This is a genomic window from Leptospira barantonii (assembly GCF_002811925.1).
GTDB classification, from domain to species: Bacteria; Spirochaetota; Leptospiria; order Leptospirales; family Leptospiraceae; genus Leptospira; species Leptospira barantonii.
The window spans coordinates 322,644-339,548 of record NZ_NPDS01000006.1; the positions used below are offsets into that span (position 1 = coordinate 322,644).

Below are 16,905 nucleotides of genomic sequence, written 5' to 3' on the forward strand. Positions count from 1 at the left end.
CCGTGCTGTTCAACTCAGTTACTTTTGCGATCTTTTTTGCAGTCGTTTATCTCATCTATTGGTCGATTCCCAAAAAGAACCGTCCCGATTTTCTGATTCTTTCCAGCGCTTTCTTTTACGTCTGGTTTTCCTGGATTTTCTTTTTCCACTTCGTTCTCGTAATCTTACTCAATTATTTTTTCTATCTTCGGATTAAAACCTCCTCCGAACATTCCAAACGATGGATGATCGTGTCGGTCGTTTTCAACTGCGTGAATCTGGGATTCTTCAAATACTTTTATTTCTTTTCAAGAGTTCTCGCGGATCTCACGGGTTATCCATTCTTTCAGGAAATCCAAGGAATCGTTCATATCATTCTTCCTTTGGCGATCAGCTTTTACAGTTTTCAAATGATCGCCGCGGCGGTGGACGCGAGAAGAAATCCGAACGGAGAAACGATTTCTCTCAAAGGATATTTTTTATTCGTACTCTTCTTTCCGGTTTTGATCGCGGGTCCGATCATGAGAAGCGGAGATTTTTTTCCGAACCTGGAAAATCTCGTTCCCGATCGGGATAAAATCTATAACGGCTGTTATCTGATGATCAGCGGCTTGATCAAAAAAGTTTTGATCGCCGATCCCGCCGCGGGACTGATTTCACCGATCTTTTCCAATCCGGAAGTGTACGATTCCACTTCCTTGATCCTTGCGGGAATCGGTTATTCGATCCAGGTCTTCTGCGATTTTTCCGGTCTTACCGATATGGCGCGGGGAGTGGGGGCATTACTCGGATTTTATCTTCCCGAAAACTTCAAGGCTCCTTTTTTCTCCCTAAGCGGAAGAGAACTCTGGCAGAGATGGCACATAACGTTATCCTTTTGGCTTCGGGATTACATCTATTTTTCCCTGGGTGGAAGTAAGGTCGCTCAGTGGAGAACTCACTTGAATCTCATTCTTACGATGACGATCGGAGGTTTTTGGCACGGAGCGGATTATACGTTTATCACTTGGGGATTTTACTGGGGTTGTCTTCTCGCGGGAGAAAGATATCTCGAAACGTCCCTCGGTTGGAAACTCACACCGGAAAAAAATATTTTCCTAAAAATTTTGAAGGCTTGTATCGTTTTTCTTATGTTTTCGTTCAGCGCCGTTTTATTCAGAGCGGACAACGCGAAGACAATGGTGCAACACGTGGTCGGAATTTTTAGAAACGTTCCGACTAAGATTCAAACCGAACTTTCCAATTCTTCTTTGTCTTGGCTTGGCGACGCGGGTAGTCTGATCGACGGAGATTCTTTCTTTTTACTCAAACAACTGGAGAATGTGGAGAAATTCTTTTATCTCTTTTTAGCCCTTGTTCTTTTCAATTGGGTTCAGTATGTTCCCGATTTTTGGAAACGATTTAGAAAATACGATCCTTGGCTTCTGACGTTTGTCGGCGTTTTAACCTTGTTTTTTCTCGCCTTGTTCTCGGAAGACTCGGGCGCGTTTATCTATTATAAGTTTTAGGAGAATAGAATGTTTCGAAATCGATTTCTTCTCGTTCCTTTCATCATATTTATCATCGCGTTCGGTGTGGACAAACTCATCAGTTCCACCGCGTTTGAGCCGTATTATTCTCTTACGCTTTCCGATTTGAATTTTAGACATAAGGAATTTCTTTTCGACGAGCTGAAGGATTATCTGAAAAAAGAGGATCGCAAAAAGGTCCTCGTATATTTCGGAAATTCTCGGGCTCTTTTATTCAGAAACGATTATATAGAAAAGAAATACCCGAATTGGCTCTTGTTCAATTTTTCCGTGCCCGGCGGTTCGCCCGATTACTATCTGTATTGGTTGGAACGTTTTCAAGCGGACGGAGTGAAACCCGATTTTATCCTGATGGACGAATCGATTGAAATTTTCAATTCATCTTCGGTGTTGACGCTCGATGAGGTTCTTTTCTACGGACTCAGTCCTTCTTTTGTTTTCAGACATGTGGATCGATATTCTTCCTCCGATCTCACCGGTTATATCGCAAAAAAAATATTCAATACGCATAAGAATCGTCCGAGATGGAACGTGATCCGTGCTCGAGCGAAAGAAGGCGGAACTCTTGCAAAAGGTTACAGCAAACTTCGTTTCGAAATTTCGGAGAATCTTAAAACGCAAAGAGGAAGCGCAACTTCGGATGCAAGTCCACGGATCGTATTGCCTCCCGAGCTTTTGAAAAAGAGATCCAATACGGATTTTAAATCCTATTTAACTCCGTTTACGTTCAATCCGAAGATGCTCGCCAATCAGGAAGACGCGATTCGGATCGTTAAGGAAAGCGGGGTTGCCTACGCGACGATTTGGGTACGAGTGTCGCGGCCGTATTTCGAACTTTATAAAACCAGAAAGGTTTTGACGAACGAGAAAGACGAAAAAACCCCTTACGAGATCATGATTCCTATATTAACAAAATTGCATGAATCCACGGGCACCGTGTTTTGGAACATGAACGAGGACGCAGAATACAAATGCGACGACTTCAGTGATCCGGGGCATATGTCTCCGAGCTGTTTCAACGATTACGCCGATTTTATATTCAAAAGACTGCCGAATTAAATTCAATTTTTATGGAGAAGTCGATGATCGAACTCTTTGAATCTTCCATTTCTGGGAATTCTCATAAGGTGAGAATGTTGTTGTCCTTTCTGAATTTGAAATATGAAAGTATTTCCATCGACTTAAAAGAAAGGGAACAAAAGACGGAGGACTTTCTCAAAAAGAATCCGTTCGGGCAGGTTCCGGTTTTAAAAGACAAGGACGCGGTGATCCGAGACAGCCACGCGATTTTGTTGTATCTCGCATTGGAATACGGAAAAAATGAAGAATGGTTTCCGAGTTCCTCTGTAAACGCGGCCAAAGTGATGCAGTGGCTTGCGACTTCGGCCAACGAAGTAGGGCGAGGTCCCGCCGCATTACGCGCTCATTATAAATTCGGTAGGCCCATCAATTTGGAAGAAGCGACCTCGGTCACGAACGGTCTTTTGAAAATTTTAGAAAATCAATGTAAGGAAAGTCCTTGGTTGGTCGGGAACAAAATCACGATCGCCGACGTTGCGTTGTATCCTTATATCGCACTTGCAAACGAAGGAAAAGTAGATTTGCAACCGTATGCGAACATCCGGGCTTGGCTGAAACGAATCGAAGCGTTGCCCGGTTTTGTTACGATGGAAGGGATTTCGTTACAAGGAAATTGACGAAATCAAACTACATTCAAAATTTCTTGTACAAGCAAGGGTAGAATTTCCCCCGTTTTACCTTGCAGAAACAAATCCACCGAAGAAGAAAAAGAAGAACGTTCCGGATTGATTTCCAAAAGAAGCGCGCCCGAACGTTTTGCAATTTGAGCCAAATACACAGGCATACTGACGGAACCGGACGTTCCTAAGATCAACAAAAGATCCGTATTCTCCATTCTTTGGATGGATGCGTTTAACTTTTGATCGTCATAACTTTCACCGAACCAAACCACTCCCGGTCTCAACAAGGAACCGCAGTTTTCACACTTGGGCGGGAGAGAATTTTCGTCGGCGCCGATTTTTGTTTTGTTCTCGCGACAGCAGGAAACACAACGATTGATGAATATATTTCCGTGAATCTCAACGAGATTTTCGGAACCCGCACTATCGTGTAGACCGTCCACGTTTTGAGTGATGAGAAAAAAATCCGGATGCGATTTTTCTAATACAACCAAAGCCTCATGTCCCGGGTTTGGACGTTTGCTTTCTATGATGTTTCTTCTCCAGAGATACCATTCCCAAACGAGTTTCGGATTTTTGGAAAACGCTTCGGGTGTTGCGAGATCTTCCGCGCGAAAGTTTTTCCAAAGACCGTCCGTGCCTCGAAAGGTGGGAATTCCGCTTTCCGCCGAAACTCCGGCCCCAACGATCGCGGTTATTTTTTTGAGTTTCTGTTTGTGTTTGGATAAGAATTCTTTCATGAAACCAGTTGTAGAGCCGATTTCACTTTGAACATGGATTCTTCCCCGCAAAGAATTTTTACGAGTTCGAGCGAAAATTCAAAAGCGGAACCCGGACCTACGCTGGTAATGATCTTTCCCGAGATTTCCAAACGGGAACCGGTGTAACCCGGAGCGTCTGAAACGATTCCCGGAAACGCGGTAAACCGATCCGAGGACGTTAGAATATTCTGATGTACTAAAACACTCGGAGCCGCGCAGATAGCGCCGATCCATTTGTTTTCTTGTTTGGCTTCTTTGAGAAACTCGGAGATTCTGGGGTCGGCTCCGAGGACCTTGGTTCCCGGGCCACCGCCGGGTAGAACGATCATATCGAAGTCTTTAAGTTTTACCTGATCGAGAGTCGTATCGGCGAGAATTTGAACGCCGCGAGATGCCCTGATCGGACCGTCCTTTAGGGCCGCGCTGACCACTTCGACCCCGGCTCTGCGAAGAACGTCCACGATGATCACCGCTTCCATTTCTTCCATTCCTTCCGCGAAAGGAACCAAAACTTTTGGCATGGAAAATTCTCCTTAAACGAATTTAATCCCTAGAACCTTTCCAAGTTACGTTTAGGTTCAGGAAGTAATTCGTTACCATCGCCGCTAAAATGGCAAGCGAATCTGATAAGAGTTTTATCAGAAGTCCGGCGGAATTCAATTCCAAAAGAAAGAATCTTTGATACAAAAGTTGAAACACGCTGATTTGAATCAAAAGTCCCAAGAGACTCACGAGATGAAAGAGTACAAGTCCTTGCAGGATTCGAATTCCTATATAACGTTTTTCGTAAAAGGTGATGTAATTGTTCAAAACGAAATTGGAAAGAATCGAAATTTCGATTCCGAATAAAACGGAACTGTAGAGCGGATTCAAAAGTCGAAACGGAGTAAAAATTTCGGGGAAATGAAACGTTTCTCCGATGAGAAGACCGAATAAATTTACGAGAACTCCGAAGGAACCCACTAAGGAATACAAGAGGAAAGTAGGGGAGATTTTTTTGCCGAAACGAAGATCGAGGAGCGCGATCAGATAATTCCGAATCACGGAACCGTCCAATTTTGTTTTTCCGAATTGTCTGCTTTGAAATTTGAAAGGGACTTCCGAAATTTTCGGACTTTCATTCGATCCATGCAAGAATTCTAATAGAATCTTAAACCCTCTTGGATTGATTTTGTCGGTCGTCTTTTGAAAGTAGGCGCGTGATATCGCAAAAAAACCGCTCATCGGATCGGAAACTGGAATCGGTAAAAGAAACTTTGCGAGCCTTGTCGCCGAAACGCTGAACAGTTTTCGAATCCAAGACCAATCGGAAGTGGAACCTCCGTTCGTATAACGCGTTCCTACGCTGACATCGGATTGATTTTTCAAAATCGGCGCGACGAGTTCGGGAAGAATTCTTTCATCGTGTTGGAGATCGGCGTCCATCACGACGAATACGTTTCCCTTTGCGACGGACATACCCGAGATCACCGCGGAAGAAAGTCCTCTTCCTTCCATCCTTCGGACCACGATCAAATTTTTATGCGAGGTTTTGAGACCTTCGGCGACTTCCCAGGTTTTATCGGGGCTGTTGTCGTCTACGACTATGATTTCGTGAGAATGGTTTTTAAGAGCGTTTTCGATTTTCGGAATGAGAATGGGAACGTTTTCTCTTTCGTTGTATGTGGGAAGAATGACGGAAATTTCCGGGTTTGCCATTGGATTTCAGAATTTAAGAAGTCGGTTTCATTGTAAATCTATTAATTAAGTGCGCACTTACTTATTTTGCAATCGAATTGAGAAAATCGAAGCGAAAAATAAATGCGCGGAAAATTCTCAAAGGATCTCATTTTCAAAAATTACAAATTCCTGACATTTTGAAATAGCTTTCAAAAAAGAAGAACGTAAAAATACGGACGAACGAGAAAAACTTTTCTCATAAATCACAGTTGTTACGAAATGGAAATCGTATGGTATTCAAAAAACGAATCCATCCTAGAGTTTGGTCCCGTCTGTTAGGCGCGATTGCGTTTTTAGGCGTTACTCATCTTTTGACATCCTTCCTTTTAAAAAGCGATCTTGAGATCCGAAAAAATTCTCCCTTTCAAGGGGATCAAATCCATACTCCCTATTCTCAAACCGAACAAAGATGGTTGAAGCTCGCGTTTCATCTTCATTCGGATCGGGACGGGTTTTCTCCGTTTCGAAGTCCTCCCGAAGAAATTCAGGAACGATATTCCGAAAAGAATTACGATCTGATCGGCATCACGGATTATCTAAAGATCAGCGGGGTTGATTCCGGGAATCTGAAATTTTTTCCGGGTTATGAATGGGGCAGGGACTTCAATCGCAAACACATTCTCGCGCTCGGTTCGGAATCTCCGGTTCGGGATTTTTTTCCTCTCTATGCTTCGATCGGAAACATTCAGTGGACGATCGATCAGATGCGGAAGGCCGGTTCCTTTGTAGCTGTCAGTCATCCCGGTTTGGAAGGATCGATTTCTTATCCGATTCTGGAGAATCTGCGTGGTGTGGACGCGGTGGAAGTTTTTTCTCCGTATGGAAATACGTTCTCCGATTGGATCGGTCTTTTAGATCGGGGAATTCCGATCTTAGCCGTGAGCGGCGACGATCTTCATTACTTTCCGGGAGAATCCATTCGCGCTATGAAACTTCCTTTGTATCAAAGAATTTTTCACGAACTTACTTTTTCGGATCAGAACGAGGGAGAAGCTTTTGTTCGTTACGTTCTTCTCAACACGAATTCCGTGGATCGAAAGGAAATCGTCCGCAATTTGAAACTGGGGAATTACGTTTCCGTTGTGAAAGCGACGGATTATATGGACGATCCGAAGATCACGGAATTGAAACTGGAAAAGAATCGAATCGTCGCCGAGTTCCCCGAGAAATTCATCAAACTGGAATTTATCGGAAAAAACGGAACGATTCTAAAAGAAGATAGGCAGATTCAAAAAGCTGAATATACGTTTCGGAAAGAGGACGAATACGCGATCGTTCGCGCGGTTTTTCCTTCCGGTGTTATCTATTCGAATCCTTTTTACAGAACCTCTACGGATTGATTCTGCAACAGAGTAGGGCGCTTGCTCCTCCGTTTCTTTGTGCGATCCCACCGACATATTCGTTGTCGCCACACTGTCCTTTGTAAGAACCGTATGCCCAATCCCCTCCTTTTGTGGAAGGTCGATTGTCTCCCCGATCAAACCAAATCGTTCTGCATGAATTACTCAAGTTTCGATTGCTTGACGCGCAAAGAATTCCGCTCGTTCCCCAAGAACGTTTTGAAAATCCGGAAACGTAAAAGTTCGTCGGGCATTCGTATTTCGTAAACCCTCCTGCCCAGTCTCCGGTTCCGTGGTAGCGAGTGGATGTTTCATACACTGCTTGGACGTTGTAGTTGCGGCTTTGATTCCAAAGATTTCCGGTTGTTATATCCGTACAAAGAGCCTTTTGATTTGTGCTCAATCCGTTCAAACGATATCCGTCCGGGCAGGTTCCTTTGTTGGCGCCGTTGTCCCAATCGTTTGTGATCGTGGAAGAATTATCGTTTCCTCCGCCGATGGAAAGATTGGAAAAATGATTCTCGTGGATCGCGCCACTTCTTCCCGTCGTGGAAAGAAGTCTGTTGAGATGTTGGAATCTCCAGTCGCTCTTTAAGGTTCGGGACCAGTCGCTTGACAAAAGTCCCCATTCGTCGTTTCCGTTTAACGGCCAATAGGCGAAGTCCATATCCCTTTCGATCAGAACATCGGTTAATCTTCTGAGCCACTCCTGATCGGTCGCACTGCTGTTCGAAGGAGAAGCTCCGAACTCGCTCAACCAAACCGGCGCCGAGTAATACGTTTCCGGAGTGACCACGTATCCCCATTCGTTGAATACCGTTGACTTAAACGTATTCTCATCCATATCCCTGTATTTGATATTGTTCCCCGAAGTGGAATCGTCGCCGTTGTGATTCGGTCCGATATAAGCGTAGTTATGCGCCGCGTACACCAGTTTATTGGAAAGAGGGAGATGGACCGGAAGATCTTTGATCGGTTTTAAGTGAGGACGTTCTCCCGATCCCAAAATGGGGATCAAACCCCACCAGTTGATTCCTTCCACAACGACGAGAATATTAGGATTTTCTTGTGTAATCAAAACTCCCATGTCTTGAGAAGCCTTGTGCCAATCGTTGACGTCGTTCATTCCCCAGTTCGGACTATCCGGAATATGGGTATCTCCCTTGCGCATCGTCCGTACTTCGTTACGAAGATCGGCTCCGGCGACAAACGGATTGTTTTTATAACGACGAATCATCGTAAGCCAATCCGCTTGCCACATTTCCGTGCTTTGATTGTATGCGAATGTCGAGCCGGTATGATACCAGAGTCCGTTGTAGTCGTAGCCGCAACACCATTCCGAAAATGTCGTATGGTTGTTGAGAATCACTATGATTCCCGCCGAGGTCAACGCTTGTATGGTCGCGTCATATACTTCCAAGGGGGACTTTCCGAAAAATTGCGGATTGGCCGCAACCGATTCGTTGGAAACCGGATCGGTTCTATGAAGCATCAAATTGGAGAACGGGAGTCGTACCGAATTGAATCCCCATTCTTGTATAAGAGAAACTATATGTTCGATCGGTTGTTTATCCAAACCCGCGACCACATACTGAGTATCGCTGGCCCCATACCAGTTTACGGACTTGAGTCGAAATCGGTTTTGACCGGAATCCACGATGTATCTTCCATCCGTGCTCAAAGGTAGACTGGAACTCGGAGTGGTCATCATAAACGAAGAGGTCGATCTTCGTAAATTGTTGGCGGCGTCCACGTTCAAACCCAATTGAGTCAACGCTAAAGGAAGTAAGGATCGTGGATCGTTCGACGAAGAATTCGAATCGCATCCCGAGATCCAGATCGAGATCGAGATCGAAAGTATGAAAGTCGTTTTCCAAAAATTCGGTTTTTCTTTTTTGTTCGTTAAAATTTTCCGCATCGTTATATTCTCCCATTTTCTCTTCTGGAAGAATATAGCCTGCGCTTATATCGAAGTCAAAACGCCCTTATAAAACCCTTATATTCCAAAATCTTTAAGACGACTTCTGAGGCTGAGGCTGTTCGGATTGAATGAAAAATGTTTCCGCAAAGCAGATCACAGTTTTTGGAATATATCCATTACTTCCGATAATACATATTATGTCTCATTAAAAACGAATTCTAAAATAACAAGGTTTCAAATCCATAAAATCAAAGAGAAACGCGGTCCTGCAACGTTCCGATTTACAAAGAAGAATTCGGAAAACGTTCCTATATACATTATAAATTGAACTTTAAAATTTTGTTTCGAATCTTCTTCGAAAATGTGAACGAAAACTACTTTATAAAAGTATAAAATAGTAATTTTGTTTTTTATAACTCCCGATTCTTTGCACCTTCTTTGTTTTCGAAATAGGATTGAAATTCCGAATCGAAAAAGAATCTTTCGCGCATGAAAAAACAAAATATCAGTATGTTTCTTGCGGCATCTGCCTGCATTCTCCTCTTAAGCGCCGGTTGTAATTCACAAGATCCGGTTTCGTATAACAACAAGATCATGGAAGTTATGAACACCTCTACGGAGGATATGAATTCTATGAACGACGCTATGGAAAAAGAAGACTACGCAACCGCGGAAACCGTAAGAAAATCATGGGAGGCCAAGCTCGTGAAATCCTCCGAAACCATCAAGGGTGTCGGCGACTTCAAAGGAGATTCCAACTTTAAAAACGCATGTGTGAAAGCGATCGATTCTTATAAGAACGCGGTAAGCGTTGATTACAAAGCTTTGATTGAACTCAGAGCGAGTCAGAAAAACGGAGCCACCGTGGATGAAAATAAAATCAACCAGACCTTAAACAGGATCAACGATAGTTTTGAAAAAGCTTCGAACGACGTAAACGCGGCTTCGGATAAGTTCGAAAAAGATTTCGCGAAGTGATTCGGATCGTTTTTGGGAAAGAACGGATCGAAAGAAAATTTTCGTTTTAAGAACTTCTCAATAAAAAAGACGCTCGTCTCCGGACTGTTTGGAAACGGGCGTCTTTTGGAAAAGAAAGAGGATGTTCTTTTAGTAATACTGGCCGAGGGTGATCGTAACGATCGTTTTTCCGTTGTCCTTTTTGTTGATACATTCGCACTTCACTTGAGCCGATTGGCTATAGTAACCCTGGCTTGCGGAGAATCCCGGAGCCGCCTTACAGCTCTTATAGAGTCCCTCGTTCACCAAACGGTTGCAAGCTTCTTGAATCGCGGCCGCGGCGTCGCTTGCCTGAGAAAAAACCTTTCCCGGAACCAAAATTCCTGCTAAAATCACTGTTACAAATAACGTTCGTTCAACCCATCTTTGAATCACGGAAATTCCCTCGCTTATGAACTGAAAATAAATAATTCTTTCGTCTAAAATTTCAAGATTTTATTTTCCGAATTGTCGATTTATCAACAATTTTCAGAAATAAATTTTCATATAAAAAAATAGGAATTCAGGACTATGAACCTTCTGCCTTTGAGAACCCTTGTGTATATTCTGGTGTTGTCGTTTGCATTCTCACTTGTGGCGCAAAACGCCGTTACTGATGAAAAATCCTTAGAAGAATATAAGGTCAAAAAGAACGATTCGCTTACTAAGATCGCGAAAGAAGTTTTGAACGATCCGGGCAAGTGGAAAGAATTTCTAAAATACAATCAGATTCAAAACCCTTCTTTGATTAAGGAAGGAATGGTTCTCAAGGTTCCCGTCCACTTGAGAAAGGTGGTCGAAGTCGAAGGTCAGCCGATGGCCGCGTTGGAACTCTTTCATGGTGTCGTGGAATATTCTAAAAAACCTGCGGAAGGATCTCCCGTTTGGAAGTCCGTTGTTCGAAATCAGATTTTGAGAGACGGAGAAAGTTTAAAGACCGGAGTCAAATCCGGGGCCTTCTTAGCCTTCGTCGAAAACGAAACCAAGGTTAAGATTTTTGAAAAGTCGAGTTTCAGCGTTTCTAAAAAAGCGGCGCCTGAAATTTTTCTGGAGAATGGACAACTGCAAGCCGACGTAAAACCGGGTCTTTTAAAGACCTCTAAAAAAGTGGTTCAGAAATTGGTGATTAGTACACCCGTTGCGGTCGTCGGTGTGAGAGGAACGAAATTTTATGTGAACAACGAAGGTGAAGAACGCACCGACGTCGGATGTTTTGAAGGAACGGTTAACGTTGCCGGTTTCGGTAAGGACGTGGACGTAAAAGCGGGTTTTGGAACTTATGTGGAAAAAGGAAAACCTCCTGTGGAACCGTTTCCGATTCCGAACAAGATTCAGATCGATAAGGACTTTCAAAACAAATGAGAATCACGAAATATCTTTCGATTCTTTTTATCCTAATCTCGTTCGGAATTCTATACGCCCAAGAAAGAAAAGAATTGGAACTCAAGTGGAAAGCCGATCCGGCTTCACAAGCGTATCGAGTCGAATTTTCAAACACTTCCGATTTTCAAATCGTAACGAGAACCGTCTCTGTAAACGATAGAACGATTCGATTCTTTCCCGAATCGAACGAAAGATACGTTCGAGTCGTCGGGATTGGACGTAAAGAATCCAGAGGCGAACCTTCCGATCCGATTCTCATCGATTCGTTACGCGCGTTTGTGAAACTCGAAAGAAAGGCTCCTCCTCAAGATAAGGCAATCATTCTTTCTCCGACTCAAAACGAAAAGATCGTATTGGACAATCCGAGTTCGGGTAAGAATGGAGTGAAGGTTTATTTCCGGGTCAACGAAGGAGAATGGAAAGAATACCAAGGAACGATCTCCGGACTTCAGGAAGGAAAAAACGACGTTGAGTTTTATTCCGAAACCGCTTCCGGGGTTAAGGAAACCACAAGACTTATGGAAGTCGTTCAAGATACAAAAAGACCAGAGATCCGAGTGGAAATCGGAAAAGGGTTTAAACTGGAATCCGTTTACGTAACGAGAAAGGATCAAACGTTAAAGGTGGAAATCGCCGATGCGGTTTCCGGTGTTTCCGATTCGGAATTTTACTTTCTACAAAACGGAAGAAGAACTCAGGTCAATCCGATCTCACAAGACAAAAACGATTATACGTTTAGACTTCCGGATTCTATAGAAGACGGTAGTTTCGGAATCGACGTAAAGGCGAAGGATCAAGCGGGAAATAAAACCGAAGAAAGTTTTTTCGGAATTTTGGATTCGAATCCTCCGATTTGCAGAATCAGTCCAAGACTTTCCACGGGAGAATTGTTTCCGATCGGAACGGAGATTCAAATTCAGTGTGAAGACTTGATCTCCGGCGTGAGATCGATTCAGTTTAGTCAAAACGGAAGCGAGTTTAGAAATTACGCGGAAGGTTTGGTCTTGGATCCGGGCAAACACAACTTTGAATTTAAGGTTACCGATAAGGTTGGAAATTCTTCCGTAATCAAGGCGCAATATACGATCTTGAATCCAACCTTGGAATCCAAGGTGAAGGTTAAAACTCAGACTTCGCCGCCGACATCGACGACGAAATGATTCGGTTCAGTTTTCGGATTGAATGCTGAGAACTCGTAACTCGGAGGCCTGTGTTTTGATTTTTACGATTTCTTCCTGAAGCATACCGGAATCTTCGTTGATCTCGTTGATTTCGGTTCCCAGGTTTCCCATCGTTTGAACCATTTCCGTTTGACCGAGCATTTGTTCTTTGGTCGATCTGAGAATTTCCTCCGAAGTCGATTTGATTCGGTTCACTTCGGATACGAATTTTTGAATGATCGATTTTTGTTCCAGATAAAATAGATTCATCTTATCGATTCGATCCACGGTTTCCAAAATTTTCAGTTTTTGATTTTCAGTCATGTCTCCGGTTTCTGTAGAAGCGATTCTTGCTTCTTCGATAAACTTACGGGATTGATTGACGATATCGGAAATCGACTTTGCGTTTCCGGATGTGAATTCTGCGAGTTTACTCACTTCGTTGGCGACCACCGCAAAACCTCTACCCGCAACCCCTGCCCTCGCGGCTTCGATCGAAGCGTTGAGCGCGAGAAGATTCGTCTTATCGGCGATCTCGCTCATGATCCGATTGATCTCGTCGACTCTGTTAAACGAATTCGTAATGTCTACCAGATAGGATTTCGTTTTTTCAGCGGCGATGGTGACGTTCTCCATATCTTCCTTATTTTCTTTTGCAAAAACCGCAAGGGCTTCGCTTAAGGAAGCGCTGTTTTTTAAGATTTCGTCTAACTTTTCGGAACTTCCCGCGAGTTCACCCAAACTTAGGTTTTGTGTTTCGATGGAATGTGCCGTGCTTGAGGAAGACGCGGAAAGTTCTTCGATGACCGCGTTGACTTCCTCGATCGCCGCCGCTTGAGATTCCATCTTCTCGCCGGTTCGATTGATAAAATCCGCAAACTTACGGATGGACGCTTCTAAATTCTCCGCGGAACTTTCGAGAATCTTGCGATCCTGAGTCAGTTTATTTAAGAGAACTTGAGAATCCTGATACAATCTCGAACCTTCGTCCGTGAGTTTACCGAACAGTTTCATCAACTGCGAAAGAATGATACTCGCCGTAAAAACGAAAGTCACCTTCACGATCTGCACCGAAAAAATCATGTGACCCGGAACCTTTCCGAGCTCGGGATTTTCGGTAAGAATCATTCCGCCCTTCCAAGCCACGAACATGGATGAAATGATTCCTAACGCGGCAAGAACGCCGATCCAAAGAACGAACCCTCTTTCACCCAAAAAGGAAGAATAGATCATCACGTAAAAATAAATAAAGAAGATGAGCATGTTGGCGAGAATCCCGGATGAAACCGCCGGTTCGATCGAACAATCGGCCATCAAGGTTAAGGAAAGAATATTCACGTCCAAGAGAACTAACGTCTTTTGGAATCGAACCCCTACTTTTCCGGATCTGTGAAGAATGAATTCTAAAATACAATAAGCGGCCATCAGTCCGGTCCCGACGACGTGTGCGATTACCTGTGTGGGGTGATTGGTTTTGGATACGCTGAGCAACGTAAGAGAAAATAAGATCACTAACCCGAGCCGGATTCGGTTGATAACTACGGCTCCGTCCTTCCAAATCTGATGGATGGAGGATTTTTGGGATTGGGCCGGATTCTGCATGAGAATTCTCCTATGAAGAAGTTCATTTTGAAAGCCCGGACAAAAAAGAAAAGCAAAAACTTCGGAATTATAAAATGCAAAAGGATCTGATTTGGCGCGTAACCAATTTTCTTACGGTGAGTATCGATCTTATGTGTAACACTATCCTAACGTAAGATCGTATGCGATTTGAAAAAAAGAAATTTCTTAGATGCACTGCATTCTTGTGCATCTAAGAAACGAATGGTATCATTGGAATTTTTTGTGATTTATTTTTTGGATTCCAGTACGATGGATCCGCGAACCTGTCCTTCCGTTCTATCGATCGTCTTGATGAGAATGTAGAGTTTTCCGGCATTCAGATCTTTTTTCTGATTTACGTTTAGGTCGCAGTTACCCCAATCCTTCCACGGACTGTTCGTCGCGTTGTATGGAGGTTTGAATGTACAAAGAGGCGCTTCGGTTCCTTCGGTCAGAATCAATATCTCGGTTGCGTTGCTTCCGAAATATTCATAAGAACCGGAGATTTTGAGTTTGCTCGTCTCGTCGTCGAGAATCGCATCCACGCTTCCTCTTGCATTTACGTTCAATTGAGCCGCATCCTTAAGAGACGCAACGTATTTGGTGTTTCCTTTTCCATAAACGACAAAGGGAAGAACTAAGATACACAAGGCAAAAAGATAGCCTTTTTTTAACATGATCTATATCCTTTTTTTATTATTCCAAAACATACTTTCCTTGTATTCAAAAGTTAGAATGTTCCAGGTGAATTGTTTAACTTCGTTTGTCGAAGTTATTTGCCAAAAAAAAATTTATTTTAAGAATATCTTATAAGTGGCGAGCCTTGCGTTTTGTTTTTAAATTATAAGTTAAGTGTTGAATTCAAAGATGATTCTTAAGTTAAAAGATGGGCTTCTGAATCCTTTGGTTTCCTTTCGTAACTTTAAGGCGAGGCATTTTGATTTAAAAAGTAAAAATGGTTTCTACTTTCGTTTCGAAATCGGAATTTAATTCCGCTTTTTCAATCCGATTCTTCTTTCTAAAATCCATTCGTATACGTTCTGTTTGGTGTCCTTCCAAATCCATTCGGAACTATGAAAGTATTTCTCTTGGGATGGATGGCGGATGAGGTCCGTCTGAATCCATTCTTCCCTTTCCGAAAAATGGGGAGTCGTTTTGAATTCCGTACCGGTCGGAATGTGAATGTAGGCTCGTTCTTTTGGAAAAATTTCCGGACGCGTCGTGTTCCGTAAGGAGCCGGAAGCGATTTCTAATTTTTTGAGCCCTTTTGATTTTAGGGATTCGTAAAATTTTCGATCGGTCTTATTTCGAATTCCAACGCTCGTAAACCAGATTTCGAATTCGTTTTCTCCGGTTACGGAGTTGAGGATTCGAGTGGAAGCCCCCTTTTCGATTAAGAATTTTGCGAGGTCGTATTTTCGATTTAGAACCGCGTGCAACAAAGGCGGCTCGTAATAGGCAGATCCGATTCCCTTCGGATCGTTTTGTCTATATCCGCCTAAGTTGACGTTTGCTCCTGCTTGGATTAAAATTTTCGCGGTTTCTAAATTCTGAACTTGGGAAATCGGCGTATGAGAGGCAGTAAAAAATTCTTCTTTGGAGATATACTTTTCTTCGATTGTAAGAATCGATTCCCTTGCACATCCGGTTTCTCTTTGATTTGGATCGACTTTGTTTTCCAATAAGAATCGAACCAGTTCAAGATTTCCCAACCTCGAAGCGAGGACCAAGGGAGAATTGCATTCATTATACGTTCTCCATTCTTCCGTTTCTCGGATTTTTATTTTGGCGTCCTCGTTCTTCCCCTTTCGGATCAGTTCGTTTAAGTTTGCAGAACAGTGAAAAAGAAATGGTACAATTGACGAAATTCCTAAAAGTAGAATTCGTCTTCTTTGCACTTGGAATGTAGAGAACAAATTATATGATTTCAAGATCCTAAATTTTTGAATGGGTTCCGATTCTATTTGGAAGAAGCCAATTCAGCCGTTATCGATCCGTAAAGCCGATTACTGGAAAACCAATCCGGAAATGATTTTTTCGAATTCTTCTTTTTCAAGATCGAATCGGTTTTCCAGAGTATATGTCGTAAATTGAATGGAACCTTTGCTGTTACTCGTCACAAAACTATAAAAAATAAATTTCATACCGCTGAACAAGGCCGCGTATTTTATGAGTTTGCCCGCCCTGCCATTCACTTTACAATCCGTTGTTTCCACGAGATGTGCGTTCGGATCTACGGCTCTTGCGTTGACTACCAAAAGTTCCGGAAAAGATTCCATTGGAATTTCAAGACCTTCAAAGATAACCATCGCATAACCGCTTCTCTTTTTGTTTTCGAATTCGTATTCGGAAACCTTATTCGATTTTTGTGCGGCTCGATTCCATTTTTTGGAATTGTACCAAACGCTGAATTCTCCCGATTCGCTTTTGAGTTCGGTATCGTGCTCGGCGGATTTTGTCAAAACGAGTGTGGAGGGTTTTCCTGTTTTATTTTTGTCGGCGCTTTCATCCGCGTATTTCCAGGTGAAATCGGAATTGAGGATTACTTTCTTTCCACTTTTGGTTGTTGCTTCCTCGGAGGAAAGTTGTCCGAGGCTGAGAGTGAATATAAGAAGGAAGATTATTTTTTTCATCTTAGAATCCGTTTGTTTGCAAAGAACGAGAATACGATTTTAAAGAAAACTCGCCTAAGAATATTTACTGCAGAATTTCTGAAAATCGAAAAAGGGAAAGATAATCGGTCTTAAAACGAAAAAAGCCCGGCTGTATGAGCCGAGCTTTTGTTAAGACTTTGATAACAGAAAAAGTAGCGTGA

At 42.9% G+C, this 16,905-nt stretch carries 16 protein-coding genes; 7 read left to right on the forward strand and 9 right to left on the reverse strand.

Annotated elements, in window-relative coordinates:
- Positions 1 to 2 precede the first annotated feature (2 nt).
- From CH367_RS14955 to CH367_RS14965, 3 genes are read left to right on the forward strand one after another with little or no spacing between them, the layout of a single operon-like run.
- Positions 3 to 1,487, forward strand: a complete 1,485-nt coding sequence (locus CH367_RS14955; protein ID WP_100763297.1) for an MBOAT family O-acyltransferase — start codon at positions 3 to 5, stop codon at positions 1,485 to 1,487.
- A 9-nt stretch (positions 1,488 to 1,496) separates the two neighbouring features.
- Positions 1,497 to 2,567, forward strand: coding sequence for a DUF1574 domain-containing protein (locus CH367_RS14960; protein ID WP_100763298.1), 1,071 nt, complete (start codon positions 1,497 to 1,499; stop codon positions 2,565 to 2,567).
- A gap of 23 nt (positions 2,568 to 2,590) precedes the next feature.
- A complete protein-coding gene (locus tag CH367_RS14965) occupies positions 2,591 to 3,205 on the forward strand; it encodes a glutathione S-transferase family protein (RefSeq protein WP_100763333.1) in 615 nt (204 codons plus the stop codon).
- A 5-nt stretch (positions 3,206 to 3,210) separates the two neighbouring features.
- Here the strand turns inward: CH367_RS14965 and CH367_RS14970 are convergent, their stop codons facing one another.
- From CH367_RS14970 to CH367_RS14980, 3 genes are read right to left on the reverse strand one after another with little or no spacing between them, the layout of a single operon-like run.
- Positions 3,211 to 3,948 (reverse strand): SIR2 family NAD-dependent protein deacylase, encoded by a 738-nt coding sequence (locus CH367_RS14970; RefSeq protein WP_100763299.1) that lies wholly within the window; start codon positions 3,946 to 3,948, stop codon positions 3,211 to 3,213.
- On the reverse strand, positions 3,945 to 4,490 hold the full coding sequence (locus CH367_RS14975) for a DJ-1 family glyoxalase III (protein ID WP_100763300.1): 546 nt from the start codon (positions 4,488 to 4,490) through the stop codon (positions 3,945 to 3,947). Before CH367_RS14975 ends, CH367_RS14970 begins: the two co-directional genes overlap by 4 nt.
- Positions 4,491 to 4,512: 22 nt before the next feature.
- Entirely contained in the window at positions 4,513 to 5,667 is a 1,155-nt protein-coding gene (locus tag CH367_RS14980) for a glycosyltransferase (RefSeq protein ID WP_100763301.1), read from the reverse strand.
- 251 nt (positions 5,668 to 5,918) lie between these two features.
- Here CH367_RS14980 and CH367_RS14985 point away from each other — a divergent pair, with 251 nt between their 5' ends.
- The gene (locus tag CH367_RS14985; protein ID WP_100763302.1) at positions 5,919 to 7,028 is read left to right on the forward strand and encodes a PHP domain-containing protein; all 1,110 of its coding nucleotides are present in this window, start codon (positions 5,919 to 5,921) and stop codon (positions 7,026 to 7,028) included.
- Here CH367_RS14985 and CH367_RS14990 read toward each other — a convergent pair.
- A complete protein-coding gene (locus tag CH367_RS14990) occupies positions 7,018 to 8,946 on the reverse strand; it encodes a glycoside hydrolase family 5 protein (RefSeq protein ID WP_100763303.1) in 1,929 nt (642 codons plus the stop codon). The two genes, CH367_RS14985 and CH367_RS14990, sit on opposite strands and share 11 nt — an antisense overlap.
- Positions 8,947 to 9,438: 492 nt before the next feature.
- Between CH367_RS14990 and CH367_RS14995 the strand changes: the two genes are divergently transcribed.
- A complete protein-coding gene (locus tag CH367_RS14995; RefSeq protein WP_100763304.1) occupies positions 9,439 to 9,927 on the forward strand; it encodes an LIC11966 family lipoprotein in 489 nt (162 codons plus the stop codon).
- Between the two features lie 129 nt (positions 9,928 to 10,056).
- On the opposite strand, the gene CH367_RS15000 is transcribed toward CH367_RS14995, so the two are convergent.
- Positions 10,057 to 10,341 carry a hypothetical protein gene (locus CH367_RS15000; protein ID WP_100763305.1) on the reverse strand — a complete coding sequence of 95 codons (285 nt, stop codon included), beginning with the start codon at positions 10,339 to 10,341 and terminating at the stop codon, positions 10,057 to 10,059.
- A 135-nt stretch (positions 10,342 to 10,476) separates the two neighbouring features.
- Here CH367_RS15000 and CH367_RS15005 point away from each other — a divergent pair, with 135 nt between their 5' ends.
- Entirely contained in the window at positions 10,477 to 11,307 is an 831-nt protein-coding gene (locus CH367_RS15005) for a FecR family protein (RefSeq protein WP_100763306.1), read from the forward strand.
- On the forward strand, positions 11,304 to 12,488 hold the full coding sequence (locus tag CH367_RS15010) for a hypothetical protein (protein WP_100763307.1): 1,185 nt from the start codon (positions 11,304 to 11,306) through the stop codon (positions 12,486 to 12,488). The genes CH367_RS15005 and CH367_RS15010 overlap by 4 nt, the downstream gene beginning before the upstream one ends.
- A gap of 6 nt (positions 12,489 to 12,494) precedes the next feature.
- Here the strand turns inward: CH367_RS15010 and CH367_RS15015 are convergent, their stop codons facing one another.
- The 4 genes from CH367_RS15015 to CH367_RS15030 all read right to left on the reverse strand — a co-directional run bounded on the left by CH367_RS15015 (position 12,495) and on the right by CH367_RS15030 (position 16,723).
- Complete coding sequence (locus CH367_RS15015) at positions 12,495 to 14,090, reverse strand: methyl-accepting chemotaxis protein (RefSeq protein ID WP_100763308.1); 1,596 nt, start codon at positions 14,088 to 14,090, stop codon at positions 12,495 to 12,497.
- A gap of 248 nt (positions 14,091 to 14,338) precedes the next feature.
- Positions 14,339 to 14,767, reverse strand: a complete 429-nt coding sequence (locus tag CH367_RS15020) for a CHRD domain-containing protein (protein ID WP_100763309.1) — start codon at positions 14,765 to 14,767, stop codon at positions 14,339 to 14,341.
- 309 nt (positions 14,768 to 15,076) lie between these two features.
- Positions 15,077 to 16,021 (reverse strand): ankyrin repeat domain-containing protein, encoded by a 945-nt coding sequence (locus tag CH367_RS15025; protein WP_165783304.1) that lies wholly within the window; start codon positions 16,019 to 16,021, stop codon positions 15,077 to 15,079.
- A gap of 75 nt (positions 16,022 to 16,096) precedes the next feature.
- Positions 16,097 to 16,723: a DUF3157 family protein gene (locus CH367_RS15030; RefSeq protein WP_100763311.1), complete on the reverse strand. Its 627-nt coding sequence runs from the start codon at positions 16,721 to 16,723 to the stop codon at positions 16,097 to 16,099.
- Positions 16,724 to 16,905: the final 182 nt, after the last annotated feature.

Excerpts from the sequence above, each read along its gene's own strand:
- CH367_RS15030 (WP_100763311.1), bottom strand. The coding sequence starts at position 16,723 with ATGAAAAAAATAATCTTCCTTCTTATATTCACTCTCAGCCTCGGACAA.
- CH367_RS15005 (WP_100763306.1), top strand. The coding sequence starts at position 10,477 with ATGAACCTTCTGCCTTTGAGAACCCTTGTGTATATTCTGGTGTTGTCG.
- CH367_RS14960 (WP_100763298.1), top strand. The coding sequence starts at position 1,497 with ATGTTTCGAAATCGATTTCTTCTCGTTCCTTTCATCATATTTATCATC.
- CH367_RS14990 (WP_100763303.1), bottom strand. The coding sequence starts at position 8,946 with ATGCGGAAAATTTTAACGAACAAAAAAGAAAAACCGAATTTTTGGAAA.
- CH367_RS14975 (WP_100763300.1), bottom strand. The coding sequence starts at position 4,490 with ATGCCAAAAGTTTTGGTTCCTTTCGCGGAAGGAATGGAAGAAATGGAA.
- CH367_RS15015 (WP_100763308.1), bottom strand. The coding sequence starts at position 14,090 with ATGCAGAATCCGGCCCAATCCCAAAAATCCTCCATCCATCAGATTTGG.
- CH367_RS14970 (WP_100763299.1), bottom strand. The coding sequence starts at position 3,948 with ATGAAAGAATTCTTATCCAAACACAAACAGAAACTCAAAAAAATAACC.
- CH367_RS14965 (WP_100763333.1), top strand. The coding sequence starts at position 2,591 with ATGATCGAACTCTTTGAATCTTCCATTTCTGGGAATTCTCATAAGGTG.
- CH367_RS14995 (WP_100763304.1), top strand. The coding sequence starts at position 9,439 with ATGAAAAAACAAAATATCAGTATGTTTCTTGCGGCATCTGCCTGCATT.
- CH367_RS14985 (WP_100763302.1), top strand. The coding sequence starts at position 5,919 with ATGGTATTCAAAAAACGAATCCATCCTAGAGTTTGGTCCCGTCTGTTA.
- CH367_RS14980 (WP_100763301.1), bottom strand. The coding sequence starts at position 5,667 with ATGGCAAACCCGGAAATTTCCGTCATTCTTCCCACATACAACGAAAGA.
- CH367_RS15020 (WP_100763309.1), bottom strand. The coding sequence starts at position 14,767 with ATGTTAAAAAAAGGCTATCTTTTTGCCTTGTGTATCTTAGTTCTTCCC.
- CH367_RS15010 (WP_100763307.1), top strand. The coding sequence starts at position 11,304 with ATGAGAATCACGAAATATCTTTCGATTCTTTTTATCCTAATCTCGTTC.